The sequence below is a fragment of the Variovorax sp. 01T439_2 genome (genome assembly GCF_056398445.1).
The window spans coordinates 1-10,533 of the sequence record NZ_JBFTPJ010000083.1 but is presented as its reverse complement, the minus strand read 5'-3'; the positions used below and the strand labels follow the sequence as shown (position 1 = coordinate 10,533).

At 70.8% G+C, this 10,533-nt stretch carries 11 protein-coding genes; 3 read left to right on the top strand and 8 right to left on the bottom strand.

Translation table 11 applies throughout. The annotated features are described in order from the left end of the window. A partial coding sequence (locus AC1DOC_RS06295) for a heavy metal translocating P-type ATPase (protein ID WP_478129552.1) occupies positions 1–1,076 on the top strand: 1,076 nt, incomplete at its 5' end. A 13-nt stretch (positions 1,077–1,089) separates the two neighbouring features. On the opposite strand, the gene AC1DOC_RS06290 is transcribed toward AC1DOC_RS06295, so the two are convergent. The 4 genes from AC1DOC_RS06290 to AC1DOC_RS06275 all read right to left on the bottom strand — a co-directional run bounded on the left by AC1DOC_RS06290 (position 1,090) and on the right by AC1DOC_RS06275 (position 4,077). Then, positions 1,090–1,572, bottom strand: coding sequence for an N-acetyltransferase family protein (locus AC1DOC_RS06290; RefSeq protein WP_478079736.1), 483 nt, complete (start codon positions 1,570–1,572; stop codon positions 1,090–1,092). 65 nt (positions 1,573–1,637) lie between these two features. Then, positions 1,638–2,876 carry a beta-ketoacyl-[acyl-carrier-protein] synthase family protein gene (locus AC1DOC_RS06285; protein WP_436301097.1) on the bottom strand — a complete coding sequence of 413 codons (1,239 nt, stop codon included), beginning with the start codon at positions 2,874–2,876 and terminating at the stop codon, positions 1,638–1,640. Then, positions 2,873–3,181 carry an acyl carrier protein gene (locus AC1DOC_RS06280; RefSeq protein WP_018903391.1) on the bottom strand — a complete coding sequence of 103 codons (309 nt, stop codon included), beginning with the start codon at positions 3,179–3,181 and terminating at the stop codon, positions 2,873–2,875. The genes AC1DOC_RS06285 and AC1DOC_RS06280 overlap by 4 nt, the downstream gene beginning before the upstream one ends. 17 nt (positions 3,182–3,198) lie before the next feature. Beyond that, positions 3,199–4,077, bottom strand: coding sequence for an alpha/beta hydrolase (locus AC1DOC_RS06275; RefSeq protein ID WP_018903390.1), 879 nt, complete (start codon positions 4,075–4,077; stop codon positions 3,199–3,201). 142 nt (positions 4,078–4,219) lie between these two features. On the opposite strand from AC1DOC_RS06275, the gene AC1DOC_RS06270 reads away from it, so the two are divergent. Together AC1DOC_RS06270 and AC1DOC_RS06265 are read left to right on the top strand one after the other, a co-directional pair. After that, entirely contained in the window at positions 4,220–4,909 is a 690-nt protein-coding gene (locus tag AC1DOC_RS06270) for a response regulator transcription factor (RefSeq protein ID WP_478129551.1), read from the top strand. Further along, entirely contained in the window at positions 4,906–6,318 is a 1,413-nt protein-coding gene (locus AC1DOC_RS06265; protein WP_012745202.1) for a sensor histidine kinase, read from the top strand. Before AC1DOC_RS06270 ends, AC1DOC_RS06265 begins: the two co-directional genes overlap by 4 nt. Here the strand turns inward: AC1DOC_RS06265 and AC1DOC_RS06260 are convergent. The 4 genes from AC1DOC_RS06260 to AC1DOC_RS06245 form a co-directional block, all read right to left on the bottom strand. After that, positions 6,315–6,800, bottom strand: a complete 486-nt coding sequence (locus AC1DOC_RS06260) for a RidA family protein (RefSeq protein WP_478129550.1) — start codon at positions 6,798–6,800, stop codon at positions 6,315–6,317. The two genes, AC1DOC_RS06265 and AC1DOC_RS06260, sit on opposite strands and share 4 nt — an antisense overlap. A gap of 23 nt (positions 6,801–6,823) precedes the next feature. Then, positions 6,824–7,927: an alkene reductase gene (locus AC1DOC_RS06255; RefSeq protein ID WP_478129549.1), complete on the bottom strand. Its 1,104-nt coding sequence runs from the start codon at positions 7,925–7,927 to the stop codon at positions 6,824–6,826. A gap of 84 nt (positions 7,928–8,011) precedes the next feature. After that, complete coding sequence (locus AC1DOC_RS06250; RefSeq protein ID WP_436299160.1) at positions 8,012–9,868, bottom strand: acyclic terpene utilization AtuA family protein; 1,857 nt, start codon at positions 9,866–9,868, stop codon at positions 8,012–8,014. Continuing rightward, on the bottom strand, positions 9,865–10,533 hold a 669-nt coding region (locus AC1DOC_RS06245; protein ID WP_478129548.1), incomplete at its 5' end, for an enoyl-CoA hydratase-related protein. The genes AC1DOC_RS06245 and AC1DOC_RS06250, both read right to left, overlap by 4 nt.

Genomic DNA, 10,533 nt, shown 5'->3' with positions numbered 1-10,533 from the left:
GCCCCTGTGCGCTGGGCCTGGCAACGCCGGTCGCCGTGGTGGCCGGCACCGGCGTGGCGGCGCGCCGCGGCATCCGCATCAAGGACGCGCGGGCGCTGGAGCTGGCGCACCGTGTCGGCACCGTGGCCTTCGACAAGACCGGCACGCTGACACTGGGCCGCCCGGTGCTCACGGCACTGGTGCCGATGGCGGGCAGCGGCGACGAAGCCGCATTGCTTGCAACTGCCGCCAGCCTGCAAGGCGGCAGCGAGCATCCGCTGGCACGCGCCGTGATGGCGGCTGCCAAACAGCGCGGCGTGCAGCCGCTGCCCTTGAGCGCGATGCAGGCGATGCCGGGCCGCGGCGTGCGCGGCCTGGTGGATGGCGAGCCCTGGGCCATTGCCAGCCTGCGCTGGTGCGCGGAGCTTGGCGCCGTGCCCGACGCCGCACAGCTCGAGCGCCTGCATGCGCAGGGCGCCACGGTGTCCGCGTTGCTGCGTTTCGACGCGGCGGGCGCTGCCCGGGTGCAGGCGCTGCTGGCCTTTGCCGACGAGCCCAAGCCCGAAGCCGCGCAAGCCATCCGCACGTTGCATGCACGCGGCTTGCGCGTGGTGATGATCTCGGGCGACAACCTGCGCGCTGCGCAGGCGATGGCCGCGCGGCTCGGCATTGCGGCCGAGGACGTGCGCGCCGAGGTGCTGCCCGCCGACAAGGCGGCGCAGGTCAGCGCCCTGAAGAAGAACGGCCAGGTGGTCGCGATGATCGGCGACGGTGCCAACGATGCACCCGCGCTGGCCGCGGCCGATGTGGGCATTGCGATGGCGCCTGCGGGCGGCGGCACCGACGTGGCAATGGAAGCGGCGGGCATCACGCTGATGCGCGGCGACCTGGCGCTCGTGGCCGAGGCGCTCGAGCTCTCGGCACGCACGGTGGCCAAGATCCGGCAGAACCTGTTCTGGGCCTTTGCCTACAACGTGGCCGGGATTCCGCTGGCCGCCTTCGGGCTGCTGAGCCCGGTGGTGGCGGGTGCGGCGATGGCGTTGTCGAGCGTCAGCGTGATGGCCAACGCGCTGCTGCTGCGGCGCTGGAAGCCCTGAGCCTTCGCCGATCTCAATCGATCAGCAGCGCCAGCAGGTGATCGTCGATGTAGTCGGCCTCGCCGGCGCGCTTGTAGAACCTGCGCAGGGTGCCTTCGTACTCGAAGCCCAGCTTCTCGTAGAAGCGCAGCCCTGGCGCGTTGTCGCTCTCGGCATAGAGCTCGATGCGCTTGACGCCCTCGGCCTTGAGCCTGGCGATGGCATCGTTCACCATGGCCTGCGCAATGCCCTTGCCGTGCAGCGAGGGATCGACCGCCAGCGTGCCGAAGCAGGCCACGTGCCGCGCGCGGCCCGGGTAGCGCGTCGCGCGGTAGAAGCCCGCGACGCGGCCGTCGACTTCATAGACATGGAAGCTGCGGCTGTCGACCAGCTCCTTGTAGATGGCGCGGAATTCATCGAGCGGCATCGGGTCGTAGCCCAGGAACGGGACCACGCTCTCGTGCATGTAGATGGAGAAGACCGCTTCGAGGTCCTGGGGTGTGGCGAGCCTGCGCATGGGGACGGGTTTTCTGGGGATGCGGCGACGAAGGCGCCAGCATACCCAGTCCGTCGCCCAGTTCCTCAACGGTCGATGGTGCGTCCCGCGACCAGCACGGCGTTGGTGCCTCCGAACGCGAACGAATTGGAAAGCACGTAGCGCAGGTGGCGGGCTTCGCGCGGCTCGCCGCGCACGAAGTCCAGATCGAAGGCCGCATCGGGCACGCGCAGGTTGGCGGTCGGCGGAAGCACCCCTTGCGCCAGCGTTCGCAGCGCCGCCACCAGCTCGATGGCACCGCCGCCGCCCAGCGCATGGCCGTGGATGGCCTTGGTGGCGCTCACCGGCGTGGCACGGCCGAACACCTCGCGGATGGACGCCGCCTCGGCGGCGTCGCCCGCCGTGGTGGCGGTGCCGTGCGCATTGATGTGGCCGACCTGCGCGGCCTCGATGCCCGCATCGCGCAGCGCCGCGCGTATGGCACGCACCTGGCCGGCGGAGTCGGGGTTGGTGATGTGCGTGGCATCGCAATTGGTGGCGTAGCCCGCAAGGAAGAGCGAAGAGGCATTCACGGCGCCTCGCGCGCTRGCATGCGCTTCCGATTCGAGCACCAGCGCCGCCGCGCCTTCGCCGAGTGCGAAGCCCGCGCGGTCGCTCGAGAACGGCCGACAGGCGCTGGCGGGTGCACCGGGCGGCGGCGGCGCCGTGACGCGCATCGCATGCCAGCTGGCCATCACGCCCGGCGTGAGCATGGCCTCGTGTCCCCCGACGATGGCCACATCGATCCAGCCGCCCCGGATGGCGCGCATCGCCTCGCCGATGGCCACGGCCGAGGAGGCACAGGCGCAGGCGTATGCAATGGCCGCGCCCTGTGCGCCGAACTGCAGCGCGAGCTCCGCCACCGCCGCGTTGGGCATCACGGTGAGCACGGTGGTCGGCCGCATGCGGCGCTGCTCACCGTAGAGCGCGCGCGTGGTGTCGTCGAAGCTGCCGGCGCCGGCCAGCCCGCTGCCCCAGAAGATGCCCAGGCGTTCGGGGTCGACGCTGCCGGCAGCCAGGCCCGCCTGCGCCGCGGCATCGCGCGCGGCCGCGAGTGCCATGGCGGTGCCTCGATCGAGCGGCAGGCGCGAATTGCTGCGCACGGCGGCCGCGTCGAAATCGCAGGCGGCCACGGCCAGCGTGATCGGATCGAGGCCCGCGATCTCGAGCGCTCGCGCGCGCACCGCGGAACGGCCGCTGAAGAGCGCATCGTCGAAGGATTCGACGGTGCCGCCCAGCGGTGTGACCAACCCGATGCCGGTGACGTGAACGCGGGCGCCGCTCACGCCTGCGCGGCCATCGGCGAATCGAGCTTGCAATCGATCTGGGCTTCGATCGCCTCGCACAGGTGGCCGAGCGTGATGCCGGCCTCGCGCGGATCGAGTCGGTCTTCGGGCAGGCGCAGATGGAAGGCGTCTTCCACCGCGAACACGAATTCCATCAGCGACAGCGAATCCAGGCCGAGCTCGGACAAGGCCGCGCCGGGCGCGATCGCATCGCGCGCCACGTCGAACTGGTTCACCAGGATGGCGGCGATGCTGTTGAAGACGGTCGAAGACGAGGAGGAGGAAAAGGAGGAGGAAGAAGACATGGCGTGCTTTCTTTCTTTCAGGCGGCCAGCGGGCGCGCGGACAGGGCACCGAAGGGCTCGGGCGTGCCGTGGGCCACGGCATCGGCGAAGGCGCAGGTTTCGCGCACCACCTGGTGGCGGTCGTTGTCGATCGTGATCATGTGGTAGCTGTTGGCCAGCACCACGCTGCGGAAGGACGGGCAGCGAAGGCCGCGCGCAAGGAGGTCGACATTGGCGAGGCTGGCCACCTCGTCCTCGCGCGCATGCAGCGCGAGCACGCTGGCGCACTGCACGCGGTGCAGGTTGCGCCGCACGTGGCGGATCAGCCGGTCGTGCTCGCGCAGGTGGCCCACGCCGATCACCGCGCTGCCGGCGCTCGACACCTTGCGGTGGCGCAGCTCGCGCTCGATCCATGCGCGCACGCGTTCGTTCTTCACGCCGTAGGGCGCGCGTTCGCGGTATTGCCAGAAGCGCCCGAGCGGCGTGTAGAAGGCCAGCGGCAGCAGCACCTGCGTTCGCGGCACGGCCCAGCCGTCGAAGCGCAGCGTGGTCGACATCAGCACCAGCGCATCGACGCCGCTGCCGCAGCGGATGGCCGCGCCCAGCGCCAGCGACGAACCGGCCGAGATGCCCACCAGCATCACGCGATCGTGCGCTGTGCGCAGCGCCTTCACCCGTGCTTCGATGGCGTCGATCCAGCGTTCGTACGGCAGCGCCTGCTGCACCGGTGCGGAGGCATCGAAGGAGTAGCCGTCGACGCGCATCGGATGCACCGGGTAGCCGCTCGCGCGCAGGGACGACTGCACGGTCAGGAGCTCGTCAGGTGTGCTGCATAAACCATGCAGCAGCACAATGGCCGTGCGCCGCACCGCGGGATGCACGACGCTCAGGAGATCGGAGGGATCGCGGGCGCTCATCGCGTGGTGCGAGCGGCCCGGAAAGAGACCCGTGCCGCAGGTTGCTGTCGTATGCTCATGGCGCGTTTATCGCCGGGGTGTGCTGACCGGCCGCTGACCCTCCTTCGCGCAAGAATAGGCACTTCCAACCACCACACACACCATGCGAATCCTGCTTGTCGAAGACGATGCCGTGCTGCGCGACGTGATGCTGCGCAGCCTTGCGGATGCCGGCCACCGGGTCGACGTGTCGACCAACATCGAGGACGCCGACCACCTCTGGCGTGTGCAGCCCTTCGATGCGGTGCTGCTCGACCTGAACCTGCCGGCCACGGCCAGCCCCACCAGCGGCCTGGCGAGCGGCCTCAATGCCCTGCGCCAGGCGCGCGCCCGCGGCKACCGCACGCCGGTGCTGGTGCTGACCGCGCGCGGCCGCACCGAGGAGCGCATTGCGGGCCTCGATGCCGGCGCCGACGACTACCTGGGCAAGCCCTTCGACCTGGCCGAGGTCGAGGCACGGCTGCGCGCACTGGTGCGGCGGGCCAAGGGCACCGAAGACATCGTGCTGCTGGGCCAGCTCAAGCTGGACCGCAAGGCGCGCCGCTTTTCCACCGCGAGCGGGCCGCTCGACCTGCCGGCGCGCGAGTTCGAGGTGCTGTGGGAGCTGATGAGCCCGCCGGGCCGCACGGTGAGCAAGCGGGCGCTGTCCGACAAGCTCTCCAGCTTCGACGAATCGCTGGGCGACAACGCGCTGGAGGCCTTCATCTCGCGGCTGCGCAAGAAGCTGGCCGGTTCGGGCGCGGGCATCCGCACGCTGCGCGGCATCGGCTACCTGCTCGAAGCCGAAGTGTGAGCCGCACGCAGCCGGCCGCGCCCGGGCCATCGAAGGCAGCGCCTTCGCTTACGCGGCGCGTGCTGCGCAACGTGCTGGTGCCGCTGGCGCTCACGTGGATGGTGGGCGCGGTGATCGCGCTGGTCATCGCCAACTATTTTTCCGAGCAGGCCTTCGACCGCGCGATGCTCGACGACGCCTATGCGCTTTCGGCCAACGTGCAGGCGGGCGAGCGCGGCATCGAGCTGCTGCTCACGCCGCGCGAAGTGGCCACGGTGCTGTTCGACCAGGTCGACAAGATCTACTTCGCGGTGCAGCGGCTCGACGGCACGCTGATCTCGGGGCAGCCGGGCCTGACTGCGCCGCTGCCCACGGGCGATGCGCGCTACCGCTTCTCGGACGTCAACTTCGACGGCAAGGTCCTGCGCGCGGTGGTGCTCGAGCCGGTTGCCGAGGCGGGCACTCTGATGCCTTACCGGGTGGTGATTGCCCAGACCACGCTGAGCCGCGCGGCGCTGGTGCAGCGGCTGCTCGGCTATGCGCTGGCGCCGCAGGTGCTGCTGCTGGTTCTGCTCGCGGTATGGCTCTGGCATGGCATTCGCAGCGACCTGCGTCCGCTCGGCGAACTCCAGCAGGCGCTGGACCGGCGCGATGTGTACGACCTCTCCCCGGTCGCGGTGGTGCGCACCTCGCGCGAGGTGCAGCGCCTGGGCGATGCCGTCAATGCGCTGTTCGACCGGCTGAACCACAGCGTGCGTGCGCAGCGCGAGTTCGTGGGCAACGTCGCGCATGAGCTGCGCACGCCGCTCGCGGGCATTCGCGCACTGGCCGAATACGGGCTCGCGCAGCACGACTCCACCGTGTGGCGCGAGCAGCTCGCGCGCGTGGCCGAGCGGCAGGCGCGCGCGAGCCACCTGATCGACCAGCTGCTGGCGCTCGCGCTCGCGGATGAAGCGCGCACCGGCCTCGCGCGCGAGCCGGTGCGGCTCGACATGCTGGCCGAGCAGACGGTGCTGCGGCACCTGGCCCGCGCCGACGCGCACGGCGTCGACCTGGGCGCGCGCGGCCTCGACGAGCGCGTGACGGTGCTTGCCAACGAAGCGCTGGTCGAGGGCATTCTCGACAACCTGATCGACAACGCGCTGCGCTACGGCGGACGCACCATCACCGTCGAGCTGGCGGGCCGCACCCTGAGCGTGATCGACGACGGCCCCGGCATTCCGCTGGAAGCGCAGCGCGACCTGATGCAGCGCTGGTCGCAGGGCCCGGCGGGCCAGAAGCTCGGGCAGGGCTCGGGCCTGGGCCTGTCGATCGTCGCGCGCTATGCGGAGCTGCTGGGCGCCGAGCTGCGGCTCGATGCGGCCGAGCCCACGGGGCTGCGCGTGAGCATCAGCTTCGCGGAACTGCGCCTGGCGGCGGCCGGCGATTAATCCCCGAACTCCGCTTCGCCTTCGATCTCGACCGGGAGGTTGAACGGAAGCTCCGCCATGCCGACGGCACTGCGTGCGTGCGCGCCGATCTCCGGGCCGAAGAGTTCGAGCACGAGGTCCGAGAAGCCGTTGATGACGGCGGGCTGCCTGTCGAAGCCCGGTGCCGAAGCCACCATGCCGAACACGCGCGTCCAGGCCGTGATGCGGTCGAGGTCGCCGAGCGCGCGCTGCAGGCTGCCGAGCATCGCCAGCGCGGTGAGCCGCGCCRCCGCGTAGCCCTGCTCGACCGTCAGCTCGCGGCCCAGCTTGCCGAGCGGCGCGGCAATGGTGCCGTCGGCATTCAGCGGGCCGTGGCCCGAGATGATGGCGCGGCGCCCGGCGATGCGCACGAAGGCGAAAGGCAGCACCACGCCCGGCGGCGGCGTGACCGGCGGCGGCAGCACGAGACCGAGCGTGGCGAGTCGCTGTTCGATGCGGGCCATGGCGTTTTTTTTCTCCTGCAAACTCAGTCCAGCGCCGGATAGTCCGTGTAGCCCTGGGTGCCGCCGCCGTACATGGTGGYCTTGTCCACGGCGTTGAGCGGCGCGTTCTCGCGCAGGCGGCGCACCAGGTCGGGGTTGGCGATGAAGGGCTTGCCGAAGGCGACGAGGTCGTCGCCTTCCTTGACGGCCTGGTCCGCCAGCGGCTTGTCGTAGCCGTTGTTGACCATCCATGCGCCCTTGCCGCCGGCCTCGCGGTAGGCGGCCTTGAGTGCCTCGTAGTCGAAGGGGCGGTCCTCGATCTCGCGCGGGCCGCCGGTGGCGCCTTCGATCACGTGGATGTAGGCCAGGCCGAGCGGGGCGAGCTGCTTCACCACGTAGGTGAAGAGCGGCTGCGGATCGGAGTCGTGCACGTCGTTGGCCGGCGTGACGGGCGACAGGCGGATGCCGGTCTTGCCGCCGCCGACCGCGTCGACCACGGCGCGCGTGGCCTCCAGCAGCAGGCGGGCGCGGTTCTCGATGCTGCCGCCGTAGTCGTCGGTGCGCTTGTTGCTGCCGTCCTTGAGGAACTGGTCGAGCAGGTAGCCGTTGGCGCCGTGGAGTTCCACGCCGTCGAAGCCGGCGGTTTCCACCGCGTTGCGCGCGGCGGCTGCATAGGTGTGGACGATGCCGGGCAGCTCCTCGGCATCAAGGGCGCGCGGCTCGGAGGTTTCGACGAAGGTCGGCACGCCCTCCTTGATGAGCACGGTCTTGGTCCTGGCGGTGATGGCCGAAGGCGCGACCGGCTTGCCGCCGCCGGGCTGCAGTTCGCTGTGCGAGACGCGGCCCACGTGCCAGAGCTGCACCACGATCTTGCCGCCCTTGGCATGCACCGCATCGGTCACGCGCTTCCAGGCGTCGAGCTGCTCGGTGCCGTAGAGGCCCGGCACGTCGGCATAGCCCTGGCCCTGGTGGCTGATGGCGGTGGCTTCGGTGATGAGCAGGCCGGCGCTGGCGCGCTGCGCGTAGTAGGTGGCGGCAATGTCCTGGGGAATCGCGTTGGGCGAACGGTTGCGCGTGAGCGGCGCCATCACGATGCGGTTGGCGAGCTGCAGGTCACCGGCCTGTACGGGATCGAAGAGGGAGGGCATGGCGAAACGTCAAAGAGTGGGACAGAGGCCGCGAGGCTAAACCTGCACAGTCAAACCTGCTGTCGCACGGTTGTCCGTTTGCTGCTAGGCGTTCAGGGCGCTGCGATCGGACCCTGCGAGCGCGAGCAGCTCCGCGCTCACGCGCACGGGCATCGCAAGCAGGATCTGCCCCATGCCCTTGCCGAGCGGATCGTTGCGCAGCGAGGCCATGCCGCCGCCGCCGAGCGCCTGCCCGCAGACGAAGTTGAAGGCGCCGATGCCCGGCACTTCGTAGCGCGTCACCGGTCCCTTGACGAGGTGCGCGAGCCATTCGGCCACGCGCGCCTCGCTGAGCTGGCTGCGCAACAGCGGCAGCAGGGCAGGGTGGCGCGCGATGACGCCGATGTTCGAGGTGTCGCCCTTGTCGCCGCCGCGGGCCCAGGCCAGGCGGATGAGCGGTACTTCGATGGCGTCGGCATCGATGGAGACCACGGCATTCGCATCGACGGCGGCCTGCCGTGGCGAAGGCGCATCGGCCGCCGCCGCAACCACGGCGTCGCGCGGGATCTCGATGTGCTGTCCGTCGATGCTCACGCGCGCTTCGACCATCGTCTTGTCGAGCAGGAAGGCGTACTGCCGGATCGACGGCGAGACCGAGGGCCGCCCGCCCGCGCCCGTGGTGCCCGGCGCCCACGAGGTGCCGGCCGGCGCCACTTCGCGCGCGAAGAGTTCGAGCGCCTCCTTGTGCGCATGCGTGACCGCGAGCCGCAGCACGGCCTCGCGCGTCTGCAGGGCCTGCGCATGCGGGCCGTAGCAGGACTCGGCGCCAAGCACTTCGAGCTGCGTGCCGCTGTAGGGACCAAGGCCTTGCTGGTGGAACAGCGCACCGGTGCGCGCAAGGATCGCCTCGCCGGTGCGCCTGGCCTTGGCCACGGCGTCGAAGCCGACGATGGTGAGCTGCGCCGCGGCCTTGAAGCCCTCCGCATAGGTGGCGCAGACCTTGTAGCTCGCGGTGGGCGCGCGGCCCCGCGCGCCATGCACGCGCACGCGGTGCTCGCCGGCCTGCGCGATGCGCACCCGCGTGAAGTCGGCCACCACGTCGGGCAGCAGGTAGGCCGACGGATCGCCGATCTCGTAGAGCAGCTGCTCGCCCACCACGGCCGGCGTGAGCTTGCCGCCGGTGCCCGCGGGCTTGGTGACGACGAAGCTGCCATCGGCGCTGCACTCGACGATCGGATAGCCGATGTTCGGCCAGTCGGGCACGGTGTCCCAGTCGGTGTGCAGGCCGCCGGTGGCCTGGCAGCCGCATTCGATGATGTGGCCCGCGAGGCTGCCGGCGGCGAGCAGGTCGTGGTCGCCGGGTTGCCAGCCGAACGCATGCATCAGCACGCCGAGCGTCACGGCCGAATCGACGCAGCGGCCGGTGATGACCACCTGCGCGCCCGCATCGAGCGCGGCCTGGATCGGCCGTGCGCCCAGGTAGGCATTGGCCGTGAGCACGCGCTCGGGCAGCGGCGCGCCGCTCTGCAGTTCGCGCACGGGGGGCTGCTGCTGGCGCAACTGCGGCAGCAGCGGCGACACGTCGTCGCCGCTGACCACCGCGATCTTCAGCGCGATGCCCTGCTCGGCCGCGAGCGCGGCCAGTGCATCGGCGCAGCCCTGCGGATTGACGCCGCCCGCATTGCTCACCACGCGGATGCCCTGCTGCACGACATCCTTCAGCACCGCCTTCATCGCGATGGAGACGAAGTCGGTGGCGTAGCCGAGCTCCGGCTTCTTGAGGCGCGCGCCCGCGAGGATCGACATCGTGAGCTCGGCCAGGTAGTCGAACACCAGGTAGTCGATCTGGCCGCTGGCCACGAGCTGCGGCGCGCCCACGCTGCTGTCGCCCCAGAAGCCCGAGGCGCCGCCGATGCGCACGATGCGTTCGCTGCTGTTGTTGTTGCCGCTGCGCGCGCTCATCGGCCGCTCCATTGCGGCTTGCGCTTTTCGCGGAAGGCGCGCTGGCCTTCGGCCGCATCTTCGGTGAGCGCGAAGAGGCCGATCTGGCTCTCGGTGAAGGCGATCGATTCCTCGAAGGCCATGGCCTCGATCTTCTTCATCGTGTAGAGGCCCCGGCGGATGGCGGCGGGCGACTTGTCGAGCACGCGGCCGAGCAGCCAGTCCAGGCTTTCGTCGACGTCCTCGCCCACGCGGTTCACGAGCCCGTGTTCGAGCGCCTGCGCGGCGGTGATGGGCTCGCCCGTGAGGCACATCTGGGCCAGCACGCGGCGCGGCAGCAGAGGGCCGAGCACGCTGAGCACCTGGGCGGGAAAGAGGCCGACCTTGACCTCGGGCAGGCCGAACACGGCGTGGCTGCCGGCAGCCGCCATGTCGCACATGCCCAGGATTCCCATGCCGCCCGCCATGCAGGCACCGTTGACGCGCGCGACCAGCGGCACCGTCAGCTGCCGCGCCTGGCGCAGGAGGTTGGCGAAGCCCTGGTACGGCTCGGCAGGGTCGAGCCTGAAAGAGGCGCCGCCTTGCAGGTCGGCACCGGCGCAGAAGGCGCGCGTGCCGGCGCCGGTGATGACCACCGCGCGCACGGCGCGGTCGGCACCGGCGCGGGACAGTGCCGACGAGAGCGC

Bases quoted from the DNA above. Each gene is read 5' to 3' on its own strand.
- AC1DOC_RS06290 (WP_478079736.1), bottom strand. From the start codon at position 1,572: ATGCGCAGGCTCGCCACACCCCAGGACCTCGAAGCGGTCTTCTCCATC.
- AC1DOC_RS06250 (WP_436299160.1), bottom strand. From the start codon at position 9,868: ATGAGCGCGCGCAGCGGCAACAACAACAGCAGCGAACGCATCGTGCGC.
- AC1DOC_RS06275 (WP_018903390.1), bottom strand. From the start codon at position 4,077: ATGAGCGCCCGCGATCCCTCCGATCTCCTGAGCGTCGTGCATCCCGCG.
- AC1DOC_RS06280 (WP_018903391.1), bottom strand. From the start codon at position 3,181: ATGTCTTCTTCCTCCTCCTTTTCCTCCTCCTCGTCTTCGACCGTCTTC.